The following is a 14,114-nucleotide window of genomic DNA, read 5'->3' as shown; positions in this document are numbered from 1 at the left end:
GTCGACGCTCGGGAGCCGGGGATCATCGACGCAGGCAGGACGGGGAGTGCGACCGAGCAAGGGGAGGAACGGCATGGACGGCATCACCATCAGCACGGACCGCATCGCCACGGCGGGGGCAGGCGTCACGGAGGTGGCGACGTTGCTCCTGAGGGAGATCGGTGTGATGGACGATCTGCTCGCCGCGATCAGGTCGGGCTGGCAGTCCGACTCGGCGGCGCCGCGGTTCGCCGCCGTCATGGAGGGCTATCTGGACCAGGCCCGGCAGCTCAAGGATGCGCTGCTCGGCCAAGGGGCGACTCTGCTGACCACGGGACGCCGGTTCGACGAGGCCGAGCAGAGCCTGACCCAGTCGATGGGAGGTGCGCATCCATGACCACCATCAGGGCGAACTATGGCGTCATGTCCGCCGGGCACGACGGGCTGGTGGCCACCTGGGGTCGGATCGAGTCGCATCTCGACCGGCTCGACTCCACGGTGGCCTCGACGGCCGACATGAGCGCCGAGGCCCTGGCCGCCTTCCGGATGATCAAGGCCAGGTGGGACACCGCCGCCGCCGATCGTCAGCTGGTCCTGCGCTCGCTGGCCCAGGCGGTCGGCGACGCTCGGACCCACTACCAGCAGGTGGACCGGGCGCTGGCGGCGCAGTTCCCGGTGTAGCCCGGGATCAGCACGGGTCTGCGTCCGAGGCGCCGCGCAGGCCCTGTCCAGGAGTCCTCGCCGACCGGTAGGGGCGGCTCGGGCCGGCAGCTTGGTACGGGTCTGCCGGTCGGTACGGGCAGGATGAGCACCATGAATGGACCGAACCTGTTGAGACCGCCTCCGGTCACCCTGCCCGTCGACCCTGCGGAGGCCGAACTGGCCGCCGGTGACTCCGCCGAGTCGGTCGCCCGCCGTCATCCCACTTCGAGCCTCGTCTGGGCCGAGTTGGCCGAGGCGGCACTGGACCGCGGTGATGACGTCGCCGGCTACGCCTTCGCCAGGGTGGGTTATCACCGCGGCCTGGATCAGCTGCGCCGCAACGGTTGGAAGGGGGCCGGCCCGGTGCCGTGGTCCCACGGGTCCAACCGCGGATTCCTGCGCGCCCTGTCCGCGCTCGGTCAGGCTGCGGCGTTGTTCGAGGAGCGGGAGGAGGTCGCCCGGATCACCGCGTTCCTGCTGGACGCGGATCCGCACATCCCGTCGAACATGCTGCCCTGACAGGCATTTGCCGCGAGGGTGCGCTCACCAGGCGATTTTGACTGTCCGGCGCACACTCGACGGTCCGGTCGAGGACATGCTTGCGCCGTTACAGGACGCCGCGGACCAGTCGCAGCGGTTCGGTGTGCTTGTAGAACGTCCAGCGGTCCATCGCGCGGTCGAACGGCCGGCCGTCCCTGATCACCGTGGTCGGGACGGTCCCGATCTGCACGGCGCGTCCCCGGAAGGTCCGGGAGCGGCGGCCGAAGGCGAGGATCCGCCGCGGGACCACGGTGACGGCAAGACCCTTCTCGGTGTCCGGCTCGACCAGGAGGTGCGCGGCACTCCCGGAGAGCACCCGGTTCTCGTCGACGTAGACGGTGCCCTGGATCCGGGACAGCGAGGCGATGCCGACCAGTACACCGCCGACGTCGTCGCGCACGATCGGCACCAGGTCCGGGTCCCCGCCGAGCGCGAGATCGACGGCGGCGGCGCCCAGCGGCAGTGACCAGAGGTCGGTGACGGCCGTCGAAACGTCGCTCGCGAACCCCACCACCACCGACTTGAGCCGCTCGGCACGCATCAGCCGGAGCACCACCGCAGCGAGATCGGAATCCTCGCCCAGGACCAGCAAGCGGCCGTCGAGCAGGGGATCGATCTCCTTTCCGGGCCGTCTCCCGACGAACGCGATCTCCAACGGCCCGCAGCGCGCGAGGGCCGCACGGACGGTCGGGTCGGCCTCGGCCGACTCCCGATCCGGACGGCAGCAGATCACCGTTGTCGAAATCACCCACTACCCTTCCCCTGGCGGCTGCCATCGCAGCCACGGCGATGAGATCTCAGGGAGTCTGCCATGTCGGTGATCGTGCTGATCGGAGCCCAGTGGGGCGATGAGGGCAAAGGTAAGGCGACCGACCTCTACGGCGAGCGCGTCCAGTGGGTCGTGCGATACCAGGGTGGCAACAACGCCGGCCACACGGTGGTCCTTCCCGACGGGCAGAAGTTCGCGATCCGGCTGATCCCGTCTGGAATCCTGACGCCCGGCATCAAGAACGTCATCGGCAACGGCGTCGTGGTCAACCCGGAGGCGCTGCTGGAGGAACTCAGCGGCCTGGAGGAGCGCGGTGTCGACACCTCCGGCCTGTACATCTCGGCCGACGCGCACCTCGTGATGCCTTATCACATCGCCATCGACAAGGTCTCCGAGCGCTACCTCGGCAAGGCCAAGATCGGCACAACGGGACGCGGCATCGGGCCGGCGTACCAGGACAAGGCCGCACGCCTCGGCGTGCGGGTGCAGGACCTGCTCGACCCGTCGATCCTGACCCAGAAGGTCGAGGCCGCACTGGATTTCAAGAATCAGATCCTGGTCAAGGTCTACAACCGCAAGGCCCTGGATGCGGTCAAGATCGTCGAGGACGCGCTGGAGATGGTCGAGAGCTTCAAGCACCGGATCGCCGACACCCGGCTGCTGCTGGACCAGGCCATCCGGCGCGGCGAGCACGTGCTGATGGAGGGGTCGCAGGGCACCCTGCTGGACGTCGACCACGGCACCTACCCGTACGTCACCTCCTCGAACCCGACGGCCGGCGGTGCTGCGGTGGGGACCGGCATCGGCCCGGGCAAGATCACCACCGTGATGGGCATCCTGAAGGCCTACACCACCCGCGTCGGATCCGGTCCGTTCCCGACCGAACTGCATGATCAATGGGGCGAGTACCTGCGCAAGACCGGCGGGGAGATCGGCGTCAACACCGGCCGCCCCCGCCGCTGCGGCTGGTTCGACGCCGTCATCGCCCGGTACGCCACCCGGGTCAACGGCATCACCGACTTCTTCCTGACGAAACTCGACGTGCTCTCCTCGCTGGAACAGGTGCCGATCTGCGTCGCCTACGACGTCGACGGCGTCCGGCACGACGAGATGCCCCTGACGCAGACCGACTTCCACCACGCCACACCGATCTACGAGAACATGCCGGGCTGGTTCGAGGACATCTCGCACTGCCGGAGTTTCTCGGAGCTACCGGCGACGGCGCAGGACTACGTCCGCCGGGTCGAGGAACTGGCCCAGGCCAGGGTCTCCGCCATCGGCGTCGGACCGGGCCGAGAGCAGACGATCGTCCTGCACGACGTCCTGGCCGGCTGACCGACGCCAGAAGTCCCTCTCCGGACGTCCCTCCTCCCCTCCCCGGCGTCCCTCCTCCCCTCCCCGGCGTCCTCCCTCCCCTCCCCGGACGTCCTGCAAAGTGCGGGTAATAGCCCTCACCTTGCAGGACGTCCGCGAGGGGGAAGGGGGATGACGTCCGTCGGGCGGCAGCGGTCCGGCCGATATCCTCATGCCCGTGCGCATCCTCGTCATCGGTTCCGGAGCTCGTGAGCACGCCCTGCTGCGGGCGCTCCGGCGCGATCCGGCCGTCACCGATCTGTTCGTCGCCCCTGGCAACGCCGGTACCGCCTCGCTGGCGCAGACCTGTCCGGTGGACATCGCCGACCCGGAGTCGGTGGCCGGGCTGGCCGCCTCGCTCGCCGTCGATCTGGTGGTGATCGGTCCGGAGGTGCCGCTGGTGAACGGCGCGGCCGACGCGGTGGCCGCGCGCGGCATCCCGGTGTTCGGCCCCTCCGCCGACGCCGCGCAGATCGAGGGCTCGAAGGCGTTCGCGAAGGACGTCATGAACGTCGCCGGGGTGCCGACCTCGACCGCCGTCACGGTGACCTGGCCGGGCGAGATCGAGGCGGCCCTGACCGAGTGCGGCTCGCCGTACGTGGTGAAGGACGACGGGCTGGCCGCCGGCAAGGGGGTGGTCGTCACGCAGGACCGGGAGGTCGCGGTCGCCCACGCGCTCGCGGTGCTGGAGGCGGGGCACCCCGTGCTGGTCGAGGAATTCCTGGCCGGGCCGGAGGTGTCGTTGTTCGCGGTCTGCGATGGCACCCGCGCCGTTCCGCTGCTGCCCGCGCAGGACTTCAAGCGTCTCGGCGACGGCGACACCGGGCCCAACACCGGCGGAATGGGGGCCTATGCGCCCCTGGACTGGACCCCGGCCGGCCTCGTGCCGCAGGTGCAACGCGACGTCCTCGACCCGGTACTGGCGGAAATGGCCGCCAGGGGCGCTGCCTTCTCGGGGTTGCTGTACGCCGGGCTCGTCCTCACCGAGGACGGCCCGAAGGTGATCGAGTTCAACTGCCGGTTCGGTGATCCGGAGACGCAGGTGGTGCTGGAGTTGCTGGACTCGCCGCTCGGGGCGCTGCTGGCCGCCGCTGCGGACGGCGACCTGACCCGCGTCCCGGCCCCGGTGTGGAAAGCGGGCTCCGCCGTGACGGTCGTCATCGCCGCCGAGAACTACCCGGGAATACCCGTCACCGGCGACCCGATCACCGGCGCAGACCAGGACGGCATCCTGCACGCAGGCACCGCTGTCCGGGATGGCGTGGTGGTCTCCGCCGGGGGACGGGTGCTGTCCGCGACGGCGGCCGGAACGGATCTGGCCGCGGCCAGGACAGCCGCCTATGCGCTGGTGGACGCGGTCTCCCTCCGCGGCTCGCAGCATCGCACCGACATCGCCGAGGCGGCTGCGGCCGGTCTGGTGCGGGTGCCATGAGCTTCGCCCCGTCCGATCGCGCAGCAGTCGCCCCCTTCCACGTGATGCGGGTGCTGGCCGCTGCGGCCCGGCGCGCGGAAACCGGTGCTCCGGTGTTCGACCTGACCGCGGGTCAGCCGTCGACACCGGCCCCGGCACCGGTCCTCGCGGCCGCTCGCCGGGCCCTGGAGGACCAGGTTCTCGGCTATACGGAGGCGCCGGGGATCGTGCCGTTGCGAACCGCGATCGCCGGGCACTACCGACACCGCTACGGGCTCGAGGTCGATCCGTCCCAGGTCTACGTCACCACCGGTTCCTCCGGCGCGTTCCTGCTGGCGTTCCTGTCCGCCTTCGACGTCGGTGACCGTGTCGGCCTGGCCCGGCCCGGCTATCCCGCCTATCGGAACATCCTGCAGGCATTGGGTTGTCAGGTCATCGACCTACCTTGCGGGCCCGAGACCCGTTACCAGCCAACGATCGACATGATCGTCGACCTGGATCTGGACGGGCTGGTCGTCGCCTCGCCGGCCAATCCGACCGGCACCATGCTCGACCCGGCGGAGCTGGCTGCACTGGCTGGACACTGTGCAGCGCAGGGTATCCGGTTGATTTCCGACGAGATCTATCACGGCATCGACTACACCGGGCAGCCGAGCTGCAGCTGGTCCACCGACCGCTCCGGTTTCGTGATCAACTCCTTCTCCAAGTACTTCTCCATGACGGGCTGGCGGATCGGCTGGATGCTGGTGCCAGACGATCTGGCCGACCCGGTGGACGCACTGGCCGGCAACATGGCGATCTGCCCGCCGGCCCTGGCCCAGTACGCGGCCGTCAGCGCGTTCGATGCCTATGACGAATGCGACGGCCATGTCGCGCGGTATGCCGTCAACCGGGGACTGCTGCTCGACGGGCTCCGCGCGCTCGGCATCACCGAACTGGCCCCCGCGGACGGCGCGTTCTACGTCTACGCGAACGTCGCCCACCTGACGGACGACACCCAGACCTTCTGCGGCCGGCTGCTGGACGAGACCGGCGTCGCAGTCGCGCCGGGGATCGACTTCGACCAGATCGACGGTCCGCGATCGCTGCGGATGTCCTTCGCGGGGGCGACCTCGACCATCACCGGCGGCCTGCACGCACTGGGGGAGTTCCTCCACCGCGGCTGAACGTCAGCGCAGCACCAGCGAGAAACCGTCGGCGACCCGGACGATCGAGACCTCCGTCAGGCTGTCGACGACCAGATCGGCATCCAGTTCCGCACGGGTGCTGGTGGTGGTGACGGCGAGCGTCGCGCACCCCGCCGCGCGCCCGGACGCGACACCGGCCGGGGCGTCTTCCACGACGAGGCACCGGGTCGGATCGATACCGAGGCGGGCGGCCCCGGTCAGGAACGGTTCCGGGTCCGGCTTGCCCTTGGCCACGTCGTCGAAGGTGACGACGACGGCCGGCGCGGTCAGGCCGGCAGCGCTGATCCGGGCGATCGCCAGCGGCCTGGTGGCGGAGGTGACGATGGCGACCCGGTCCCAGGGCACGGACGCCAGCAGCTCGACGGCACCGGGCAGGACGGTGATGTCGAGCAGGTCACCCATCTCCAGCTCGGCGATGCGCAGCAGGCCCGCGTCCACCCGGTCGGGTCCCAACAGCGCTCTGACCAACTGCGATGCGGGTTGGCCGTGGCCGGCCTCGAGCGCCGGGCGGACCAGGCCGTACTCCACACCCCAAGTGGCCCATGATCTCTCGACCGCCGGCGTGGAATCGATCAAGGTTCCGTCCATGTCGAAAAGCACCGCGTCGAAGGTTCGGCCGGCGGGCGCCGTCATGGGCAGGGAAGGCTCGGTCACCGACCCAGTTTAGGTAGTCGCGGAATGGGTGGTTGCCGGTCGACGTCGTTCCAGCGGCGTCATGGTCAGGCCGCGGCCGCCTACTCCGGCTGGGGGTCACCGCCGGAGGTCACAGCAGGTTCCCATCAGGGTCCACCCCGATAAAAAGATCAGGGTCGGTCCCGGAGGTGTACACCGGAGTGATCGGCGCATCCTGATATCAGCGCGTACCAACCGGTCCGCACGATTCGGCAGCCAAACTCGGAGAATGTCATGGACAAGGTCCTGAAAGTCGTCGGCGCGATCATCGTCATCTGGATCGCCTTCAGCCTGGTGGGCGCCGTGCTCGGCTTCCTGGTGCACACCGTGCTGTGGATCGCGTTGATCGCGGGCGGCGTGCTCGCCGTCGGCGCGATTGCCGGCCGCAACCGCAAGTCGATCAGCAACCGCCGCTGAGCGCAGTCGGCGTGCCGGTCAGACGCGCAGCCCCAGCGTGCGCAGGTCGGCCCGGGCCTGCGCGGCGCCGGTGAACACGAATCCGTGGATGCCGACCTCGATGGCACCCGCGATGTTGTCGGCGCGGTCGTCCAGGAAGGCCACCTCGACCGGCTCGACCGGCCCGTCCGGGGCACCGGCCAGCTGGTCGACCAAGGCCCGGTAGATCCTCGGATCCGGCTTGACCAGGCCCAGATCGCCGGAGAACAGCAGGTGCTGGAAACGGCTGGACCAGGCCTGCGTCCGGATCAGCCGGCCCATCGACGACGGGGCGTTGGAGAGCACGGCCAGCAAGGTTCCCGGGGAGCGGCCCAGATCGTCGATCAACGTCATCGTGTCCGGATCGGTGGTGCTCCACCCGAGGTCGTCGGCCCTGACGAGTTCCTCGATCAGAGCCCCGCCGGGTGCGGTGGCACCCGAGTCGACCGCGACCGCCGTCCAGAACTGCGCCGGATCGGTGTGCAGGTCGTACTGGCGGCGGTGGGCGAAGTAGGCCTCGTCGAACCGGTCCGGGGCGACGCCCAGCAGGGCCGCCAGTTCCGGTAGCGCGCTCGTACTGCGCAGCACGACGTCGCCGAGGTCGAACACCACCCACTTGATCATGGGACCAGATCCTGCCAGGCGAATTCTGTGCGACCTGCGGCGGTCCTGCGCGTCCAGGCGCGGCTCGCGCAGACGAAAGTGCCCGAAATCGGCCTCCTAGGAGGGGATTTCGGGCACTTCGAGACGCGCCGGGCGCTTTTGTATGCGCCAAGGGCTTTTGTATGCGCGGGCGGGGGGTCTGCGGGGGGGGATTCCGTCAGTTGATGACGATGCTCCGCGAGTCGTAGCCACTGGCGCCGTTGGGCAGGACGTCTGCGACGGTCGCAGTCTGCACCGCTCCGGTGCCGTCGGTGGCCCTGGCCTGCACCGAGTGGGTGCCCTTGGTGGCCTTCCAGGTGTACTTCCACTGCCTCCAGGTGTCGATCGAGGCGTCGCCGGCCAGCTCGGCGGCCAGCCACGGGCCGCCGTCGATCTGGACCTCGACCTTGTTGATCCCGCGGTGCTGGGCCCAGGCGACACCACCGATGGTGACGTCGCCGGCCGGGAACTGGGCGAAGGCCTTCGGGACGTCGATGCGGGTCGCGGTCTTGATCGGGCCGTGGTCGGCCCAGCCGCGCTGAGTCCAGTAGGCGCTCTCCTGCGAGAACTTGGACAGTTTCATGTCGACCACCCATTTGGTCGCAGACACGTAGCCGTACAGGCCGGGGACCACCATGCGCACCGGGAAACCATGTTCGATCGGCAGTACCTCACCGTTCATCGCCACGGCCAGCATGGCGTCGCGGCCGTCCAGCAACGCGTCCAGCGGAGCGGTGAGGGTGAACCCGTCCTTGCTGGTGCAGAGCACGCAGTCGGCGCCCCCATTGGGTCCGGCCTCCTTGAGGAGGTCGTCGATCCGGGCACCGATCCAGGTCGCGTTACCGGCGTAGTGGCCACCGACCGGGTTGGACACGCAGGTCAGCGTGATGGTCCGCTCGATCTGCGGACGGGCGATCAGGTCGCCGTAGTTGATGCTGATCTCCTTGTCGACCATGCCGTGGATCTTCAGGCCCCACTCCTCGGAGGTCACGTTCGGGGGCACGAACGCGGTGTCGACGCGGTAGAACTTGACGTCGTCGGCTCCGGTCAGCGGAGTGATGTACGGGGTGATGCCGTCGATCTTGAGGTCGACACCGGCCGGCACGGCCTGCCGGGAGGAGGGCACCGGCACGATGGCCTTGGCCCGGCTGGCGGTGACCGCAGCGGAGCTCGGGATCCAGCGGGAGATGGCGCCCGCGGCGACGGCGACGACCGCACCGATGGCGGCCAGCCGGAAGAACTGACGACGGTCGAGCCCGGAGCGTGCCGGGGTGGTCGCGCCGGTGCCCCGGCCGGCCAGTGCCATCGGATGCTGGTCACCCGAGGACCCCGGCTTGGAGTCGTAGACGTCGCTGTCGGCGGTCGTGTCGATGGTTTCGAGGGCGGGAGCGGCCGAACTCGTGACGGAAGTCCGGGAGGTGCTCCCGACGGAGGACTTGCCGGCCGGCCCGGACAGGGCCAGCACCGAGGGATCGACGGTCCGGCGGAAGACCGTGACCAGCAGGTAGATGCCGACCGCCCCGCCGACGATGATCGGGAGGGCGTCGAATGCGACGACGCCGGTGGTGGTGAAGATGGCGACGAGCGTCACCACGATCAGCAGCACCGTGATGCCGGCGGCGATGCGGGGGCTCAGCCGGGCGACGATGCCGATGATCAGCGCGACGATCAGGAGGGTGACGTACATCCCGACGCGCAGGGCGTCCTTGTCGTGCGATCCGAAGGTGCGGATCGCATACTCCTTGAGCCATTCGGGCGTCAGCTTGATGAAGCTGTTGCCCAGGGAGGTGATCGCGGAGGAGGCACTGGAGAGCCAGCCGAGCCAGACACCCAGCGCGGAGATCAGTTCGGCGATGGCGATGGCCAGGCCCATGGCGACAACGCCGACGAGTGCGGAAACGGCGATGCCCGGCTGCCACGGTCGGCGGCCAGAGCCAGTGCTGGCGGGACCCGGGGTGGGGGTCGGCCGTGATGTGGTGGTCATGCCTGTCCTTCGCTGCGAAAGGCCCGTTGGATGGGACAACGGGCCTTGTGGGAGAGGTGTGAAGCGCCTTGCAGGGGACTGCAGGAGGGTTCGAGCGGCGGATCCGCCACGGGCGGGACCACCCAGCCGAGTGTGGACCAGATGGCGGCCGGCCGGCAGTCGCACAGCGGCTGGAAGTGGATCAGTAAGACACCGGTAAGACTTCGGCGTCGTCGCGTGTCCACGACTTCGCCCCCGGGCCATCCACGCGCGCCTCGGCGCCGAATGACTGTTCGACCACCAACGCATGCTCACCATCGCGAAACGAAGGTTCGTCCACATGTCAGCTACCGGCCCCGTACTGCGGGGATTGACGGCAGTGCCATCGTTGCCGGACCAACGGGACGTGCCCAACGGCGCCACAGCCAGTCCTGCACCCGATGAACTCCTGCGGCGCATCGCGCTCGGCGACGAGCGTGCCTTCGAGATGTTGTACGACTCCTTCGCCGGCCGTGTCTTCGGGCTCGCCCGCCGGATCGTCCGCAATCCGAGCCAGGCCGAGGAAGTGGCCCAGGAGGTCTTCCTGGAGATCTGGCGGAGGGCCAGTCGCTTCGACGCGGCGCGGGGTTCGGCGACATCATGGGTGATGACGCTCACGCATGCCCGGTCGGTCGATCGGGTCCGATCGGCTCAGGCCTCTGCCGATCGCGAGCTGAAGGTCGCCTACGCCTCGCACGAGGTGGAGATCGATTCGGTGGTCGAGGCCGTCGAGTCGAGTTTCGAACGAAAAGCAGTCCAGAAGTGCCTGACCACGCTCACCGATCTACAACGTGAATCCATCACACTGGCGTACTACAGCGGATACACCTACCGTGAGGTAGCCGAACTGCTCACCACGCCACTTCCGACCATCAAGACCCGGCTACGGGACGGCATGATCCGTCTTCGTGACTGCTTGGGAGTAGAGGCATGATCACCGACCAGCATCTGAACACCGGCGCCATGGCGCTGGGTGCACTCCCCGAAGAGGAGGCTGTGCTCTTCGTCGACCACCTGGAGACCTGCCCCGAGTGCACGTCCGAGCTGACGGGTTTCCAGGAGACGGCGGCCGCCCTCGGCGGATCCGTCGCCCAGACGCCACCGGCGAGTCTTCGCCGCTCGGTGATGGCGGCGATCGCCCAGACGCCGCAGCTTCCGCCGCTGACCGTCAACGGGACCGCGCTCGGCCGTCATCGCCAGGCCGCCGAGGACGCGGCGATGATCGCCGCAGCTTCTCCCGACCTGACGGGTGACACCGCCCGGACCCGGGGCTCCGGGAAGCTGGCAGACGTCATCCCGATGCGTCGCGCCTGGTACCGGCGTCCGCAGGCGTTGCTCGCCGCTGCCGTCGCCGTGCTGGTGATCGGTGGTGGCACCGCCCTGGTGGTGTCCCAGCAGTCCAGCAGCACGCCCTCGGTGGCCAGTGGTCCGGCCTGCGTCGCCGCCGCCACGATCAAGTCGACTCTGGGTCCGACCGTGGGCACGGGCGGCGTCGTCACGCTGGCTCCGGCCTGTGACACCGCACTGGTGAAGGTGCCGTCGCTGCCGGACGCCCCCAGTGGCAAGGTCTACCAACTCTGGGTCATCCGGGGCGCCGGCTCGACGGCCTCCACCACGTCGGTCGGGGTGCTGAACAAGAGCGCCGACGGCACCTACGGCGCGATCCCCGCGAACGTGCATGCCGGGGACACCGCCGTCGGGGTGACCGTCGAGCCTGGTCCGAACGGTTCCGCCAAGCCGACCACGAAGCCGCTCTGGGTGGTGCCGCTCTCCGCATGAGCGATCAGCAGATGACGGGTGCCCCGCTGATCGTCGTGCTGGCCAGTGGTTCGATCGCCGACGGTCTGATCGCCGTCGGCACCGGTGCCGGCATGCGGGTCGAAGTGGTGAACGAGGCCGAGGCGGTCGCTCTGACCGCCTCGGCCTCGGCCGTCGTCGTGGCCTCCCATCTACCCGACGAGATCCCGGTGCTCACCGCCGCGCTGGCGGCCGGCGTTCCCTACGTCGGCCTGATCGCCAATCGTGGTCGGGGCCGGGACGTGCTCGCCGCGCTCCAGGTCTCCCCGGAACTACGTGCTCTCGTGCACACGCCGGCCGGGCTGGACATCGGTTCCCGGCTGCCCGGTGAGATCGCCGTGGCGATCATCGCGGAGATCATCTCCGAGCGTCCGCGGTCGGCGGGCAAGACCGATTGCGTCGCCCCCGATGTGGTGCGGGCCACTCCCGCCCAGTAGTCCGGGTGTGGTCGAATCGATTGCACGCCAAATGATTCGTCGCCTATCACACACTTCGTTGTAGAGCTTGCTGTGCAGTGGTTGACTACCTTCGGGGTAATCCACCAGGGACGGTGAGATCACGCATGGATCTGGATTCGAACGAATCGGTACGCTCCGAGCTACGTCGACTGAAGCCGGACGGTGATCTGGTCGCCGTGGCGGACGACATGCGCAGGAGGGGCGTCGACTCGCTGTTGCTGTGCCGGTCCGGAGGTCGGATCGCCAGGGTGGTGTCCGAGCACCGGGTGCGCAGGCTCGCCCAGCCGCAGTGGCAGTCGGCCCAGCCACTGCAGGCACCGCAGGCACCACCGAAGCTCCCGGTACCGGGTGTGGCCTTCCTCCCCGGGCCGGGCCTTGCACAGAGTCCGGCATCGTCACCCGAAGGTGAAGGAGTACGCGCGCAGACCGGGTGAGAGCGTGATCTCCATGGTCCGCCGCTTCTGCACCGCTGCGCCGGCGATGTTCTCGTCGGCCGCGCCCCCGGCCGACACGGCCGGCAGGAGTGAATGGATGTCGGGTGCCCCGGAGACAGGATACGTCGTGGTACGCCCGTCGACGGTCGCGGTGATCGTCCCGGTCCCTCCGACATCCAGGAAGACCGCGCTCGCCAGGCAGTTGAGTCGGATGACGGCCCCTGACGTCGCCGTGATCGATTCGTCGTCGGCGGTCCAGCCGCCGGACAGCGCGAACGAGTCGTCGGCGAGGGTGATCGGGGAGCGGTACGTGCGGGTGCCGGCGGCCAGCGCCGGGCTGCCCGTGTAGTTCTGCGCAAGCTTCGCGCCCAGATAGGTCTCGGCGGTGAGATCCGTGGACGTCGGGGTGTTGTCGTCGACGATGGTGGCGCTCGGAAGCTCCACTCCCGGTGTGGCCGTCTGCAGCAGCTTGCGGATCAGGCCCTCCGTCGCGCCGTACCGGCCTTCGCCGATGGACACGTGCCGGACCTGACCCGTCGAATCGATCAGGTACTCCGTCGGCCAGTTCTGGTTGCCGAAGTTGTTCCAGGTCGTGTAGTCGTCGTCCAGGGCCACCGGGTACCGGACCCCGAGCCGCCGCACGCCCGCCTCGACGTTGCCCGCCACGTGCTCGAACGCGTACTCCGGCGTGTGCACGCCGATCACTTCCAGACCGTCGGCGGCGTAGGCGGAGTACCAGGCGTTCAGGTGCGGGACGGCGCGCTGGCAGTTGATACACGAGTACGCCCAGAAATCGACCAGCACCACCTTCCCCTTCAGGGCGGCGAGGTCGACCGGAGCGCCGCCCGGGGTGTTGAGCCACTGCGAGATCCCGGCGATCTGCGGCGCCGGGCCGCATCCCAGCAGCGTGGCCCGGAGGTCCTGCCCGCAGATGGCCAGGGCGGCGTCGTTCGGCGGCGCTTCCCCGACCTGCGGTACCGCGGACGCACCGATGGCGGTGTCCAGACCGGTCGTGTAGTCGGGGACGGCCCGTTGCAGGAAGTCGGTGACGTTGAACGTCAGGGCGACGGCCAGAGCGAGAACGACCAGGCCGGCACCGATCCGGATGCCGCGCTGGTGGGCCTGGAAGACCTTGACCCTGGCGCCCACCCTGTTGCCGGCCAGCGCGAGGACCAGCAGCGGGATGGCTGTGCCGCCCGCGAACGCAAACGTCAGCGCCACCGTGCGGAGGCCGATGTGCCCGGTCGCGCCGGCCACCGTGATGGCCGCCAGTACCGGCCCGGCGCAGGGCACGTAGACCGCACCGAGGGCCAGACCGAGCACGAACCCGCCGCCGTTCCGACTGAGGTTCAGCGCGGGGATCCGGGCGAACGGCCTCTCCAGCAGAGCCTCGAACCCCGGCACGATCATCCCGAGGCCGAGCAGCACCAGCATGATCAGTCCGGCCCAGCGGATGACGCCCTGCGGCAGGTGCAGCGCGCTCAGGACCAGGGTGCCGAGCAGGGTGAAGACGCTGAAGCTCAGCGTCAGCCCGAGCACCACGGGATAGGGCCGCCGACTGTTCGAACCGGCCATGAACACCGCGGGCAGCACCGGCAGGACGCACGGCGAGATACCGGTGATCAGACCGCCGACGAGTCCGATCAGCGCCAGGGTCCACACCCGTTGCACGCTACCGGGGGCCCGGTCTGCGCACCCGCCGCATCTGCGCACCCGCCGCACGGGCAAGTTGG

16 protein-coding genes are annotated in these 14,114 nt (G+C 69.3%); 11 read left to right on the top strand and 5 right to left on the bottom strand.

Annotated features, from left to right (window positions below; genetic code table 11):
• Nucleotides 1-73 precede the first annotated feature (73 nt).
• From H7F38_RS00675 to H7F38_RS00665, 3 genes are all read left to right on the top strand, one after another.
• Nucleotides 74-376 carry a WXG100 family type VII secretion target gene (locus H7F38_RS00675; RefSeq protein WP_187092425.1) on the top strand — a complete coding sequence of 101 codons (303 nt, stop codon included), beginning with the start codon at nucleotides 74-76 and terminating at the stop codon, nucleotides 374-376.
• The gene (locus tag H7F38_RS00670) at nucleotides 373-660 is read left to right on the top strand and encodes a WXG100 family type VII secretion target (protein WP_187092424.1); all 288 of its coding nucleotides are present in this window, start codon (nucleotides 373-375) and stop codon (nucleotides 658-660) included. The genes H7F38_RS00675 and H7F38_RS00670 overlap by 4 nt, the downstream gene beginning before the upstream one ends.
• A 132-nt stretch (nucleotides 661-792) precedes the next feature.
• Nucleotides 793-1,200 carry a DUF3151 domain-containing protein gene (locus H7F38_RS00665; RefSeq protein ID WP_187092423.1) on the top strand — a complete coding sequence of 136 codons (408 nt, stop codon included), beginning with the start codon at nucleotides 793-795 and terminating at the stop codon, nucleotides 1,198-1,200.
• 88 nt (nucleotides 1,201-1,288) lie between these two features.
• Here the strand turns inward: H7F38_RS00665 and H7F38_RS00660 are convergent, their stop codons facing one another.
• Nucleotides 1,289-1,969 (bottom strand): hypothetical protein, encoded by a 681-nt coding sequence (locus tag H7F38_RS00660; RefSeq protein WP_187092422.1) that lies wholly within the window; start codon nucleotides 1,967-1,969, stop codon nucleotides 1,289-1,291.
• Between the two features lie 63 nt (nucleotides 1,970-2,032).
• Here H7F38_RS00660 and H7F38_RS00655 point away from each other — a divergent pair, with 63 nt between their 5' ends.
• The 3 genes from H7F38_RS00655 to H7F38_RS00645 all read left to right on the top strand — a co-directional run bounded on the left by H7F38_RS00655 (nucleotide 2,033) and on the right by H7F38_RS00645 (nucleotide 5,920).
• Nucleotides 2,033-3,325: an adenylosuccinate synthase gene (locus H7F38_RS00655; RefSeq protein ID WP_187092421.1), complete on the top strand. Its 1,293-nt coding sequence runs from the start codon at nucleotides 2,033-2,035 to the stop codon at nucleotides 3,323-3,325.
• A gap of 196 nt (nucleotides 3,326-3,521) precedes the next feature.
• A complete protein-coding gene (purD, locus tag H7F38_RS00650; protein WP_187092420.1) occupies nucleotides 3,522-4,775 on the top strand; it encodes a phosphoribosylamine--glycine ligase in 1,254 nt (417 codons plus the stop codon).
• Entirely contained in the window at nucleotides 4,772-5,920 is a 1,149-nt protein-coding gene (locus H7F38_RS00645) for an aminotransferase class I/II-fold pyridoxal phosphate-dependent enzyme (RefSeq protein WP_187092419.1), read from the top strand. Before purD ends, H7F38_RS00645 begins: the two co-directional genes overlap by 4 nt.
• 3 nt (nucleotides 5,921-5,923) lie before the next feature.
• Here H7F38_RS00645 and H7F38_RS00640 read toward each other — a convergent pair whose 3' ends face one another.
• Nucleotides 5,924-6,595, bottom strand: coding sequence for an HAD-IA family hydrolase (locus tag H7F38_RS00640; RefSeq protein ID WP_222618351.1), 672 nt, complete (start codon nucleotides 6,593-6,595; stop codon nucleotides 5,924-5,926).
• A 252-nt stretch (nucleotides 6,596-6,847) separates the two neighbouring features.
• Between H7F38_RS00640 and H7F38_RS00635 the strand changes: the two genes are divergently transcribed.
• Nucleotides 6,848-7,030, top strand: coding sequence for a hypothetical protein (locus H7F38_RS00635; protein WP_187092418.1), 183 nt, complete (start codon nucleotides 6,848-6,850; stop codon nucleotides 7,028-7,030).
• 18 nt (nucleotides 7,031-7,048) lie between these two features.
• Here H7F38_RS00635 and H7F38_RS00630 read toward each other — a convergent pair whose 3' ends face one another.
• Both H7F38_RS00630 and H7F38_RS00625 read right to left on the bottom strand, forming a co-directional pair.
• On the bottom strand, nucleotides 7,049-7,672 hold the full coding sequence (locus H7F38_RS00630) for an HAD family phosphatase (RefSeq protein ID WP_187092417.1): 624 nt from the start codon (nucleotides 7,670-7,672) through the stop codon (nucleotides 7,049-7,051).
• 196 nt (nucleotides 7,673-7,868) lie between these two features.
• Nucleotides 7,869-9,674 (bottom strand): molybdopterin-dependent oxidoreductase, encoded by a 1,806-nt coding sequence (locus tag H7F38_RS00625; protein WP_187092416.1) that lies wholly within the window; start codon nucleotides 9,672-9,674, stop codon nucleotides 7,869-7,871.
• Nucleotides 9,675-9,993: 319 nt separating this feature from the next.
• On the opposite strand from H7F38_RS00625, the gene sigK reads away from it, so the two are divergent.
• The 4 genes from sigK to H7F38_RS00605 all read left to right on the top strand — a co-directional run bounded on the left by sigK (nucleotide 9,994) and on the right by H7F38_RS00605 (nucleotide 12,381).
• Nucleotides 9,994-10,626, top strand: a complete 633-nt coding sequence (gene sigK, locus H7F38_RS00620; RefSeq protein WP_187092415.1) for an ECF RNA polymerase sigma factor SigK — start codon at nucleotides 9,994-9,996, stop codon at nucleotides 10,624-10,626.
• Complete coding sequence (locus H7F38_RS00615; protein ID WP_187092414.1) at nucleotides 10,623-11,471, top strand: anti-sigma factor; 849 nt, start codon at nucleotides 10,623-10,625, stop codon at nucleotides 11,469-11,471. Before sigK ends, H7F38_RS00615 begins: the two co-directional genes overlap by 4 nt.
• Nucleotides 11,468-11,926, top strand: coding sequence for an XdhC family protein (locus H7F38_RS00610; RefSeq protein WP_187092413.1), 459 nt, complete (start codon nucleotides 11,468-11,470; stop codon nucleotides 11,924-11,926). Before H7F38_RS00615 ends, H7F38_RS00610 begins: the two co-directional genes overlap by 4 nt.
• A 125-nt stretch (nucleotides 11,927-12,051) precedes the next feature.
• Nucleotides 12,052-12,381 (top strand): hypothetical protein, encoded by a 330-nt coding sequence (locus H7F38_RS00605; protein WP_187092412.1) that lies wholly within the window; start codon nucleotides 12,052-12,054, stop codon nucleotides 12,379-12,381.
• On the opposite strand, the gene H7F38_RS00600 is transcribed toward H7F38_RS00605, so the two are convergent.
• Nucleotides 12,343-14,043: a cytochrome c biogenesis protein DipZ gene (locus H7F38_RS00600; RefSeq protein ID WP_187092411.1), complete on the bottom strand. Its 1,701-nt coding sequence runs from the start codon at nucleotides 14,041-14,043 to the stop codon at nucleotides 12,343-12,345. The genes H7F38_RS00605 and H7F38_RS00600 overlap by 39 nt on opposite strands.
• Nucleotides 14,044-14,114 lie beyond the last annotated feature (71 nt).

This window comes from Nakamurella sp. PAMC28650 (assembly GCF_014303395.1).
In the GTDB taxonomy this organism is placed as follows: Bacteria; Actinomycetota; Actinomycetes; order Mycobacteriales; family Nakamurellaceae; genus Nakamurella.
This window is presented reverse-complemented; position numbering and strand designations above follow the sequence as displayed.

Bases quoted from the DNA above. Each gene is read 5' to 3' on its own strand.
- H7F38_RS00675 (WP_187092425.1), top strand. From the start codon at position 74: ATGGACGGCATCACCATCAGCACGGACCGCATCGCCACGGCGGGGGCA.
- H7F38_RS00670 (WP_187092424.1), top strand. From the start codon at position 373: ATGACCACCATCAGGGCGAACTATGGCGTCATGTCCGCCGGGCACGAC.
- H7F38_RS00665 (WP_187092423.1), top strand. From the start codon at position 793: ATGAATGGACCGAACCTGTTGAGACCGCCTCCGGTCACCCTGCCCGTC.
- H7F38_RS00655 (WP_187092421.1), top strand. From the start codon at position 2,033: ATGTCGGTGATCGTGCTGATCGGAGCCCAGTGGGGCGATGAGGGCAAA.
- H7F38_RS00645 (WP_187092419.1), top strand. From the start codon at position 4,772: ATGAGCTTCGCCCCGTCCGATCGCGCAGCAGTCGCCCCCTTCCACGTG.
- H7F38_RS00635 (WP_187092418.1), top strand. From the start codon at position 6,848: ATGGACAAGGTCCTGAAAGTCGTCGGCGCGATCATCGTCATCTGGATC.
- H7F38_RS00630 (WP_187092417.1), bottom strand. From the start codon at position 7,672: ATGATCAAGTGGGTGGTGTTCGACCTCGGCGACGTCGTGCTGCGCAGT.
- H7F38_RS00625 (WP_187092416.1), bottom strand. From the start codon at position 9,674: ATGACCACCACATCACGGCCGACCCCCACCCCGGGTCCCGCCAGCACT.
- sigK (WP_187092415.1), top strand. From the start codon at position 9,994: ATGTCAGCTACCGGCCCCGTACTGCGGGGATTGACGGCAGTGCCATCG.
- H7F38_RS00615 (WP_187092414.1), top strand. From the start codon at position 10,623: ATGATCACCGACCAGCATCTGAACACCGGCGCCATGGCGCTGGGTGCA.
- H7F38_RS00610 (WP_187092413.1), top strand. From the start codon at position 11,468: ATGAGCGATCAGCAGATGACGGGTGCCCCGCTGATCGTCGTGCTGGCC.
- H7F38_RS00605 (WP_187092412.1), top strand. From the start codon at position 12,052: ATGGATCTGGATTCGAACGAATCGGTACGCTCCGAGCTACGTCGACTG.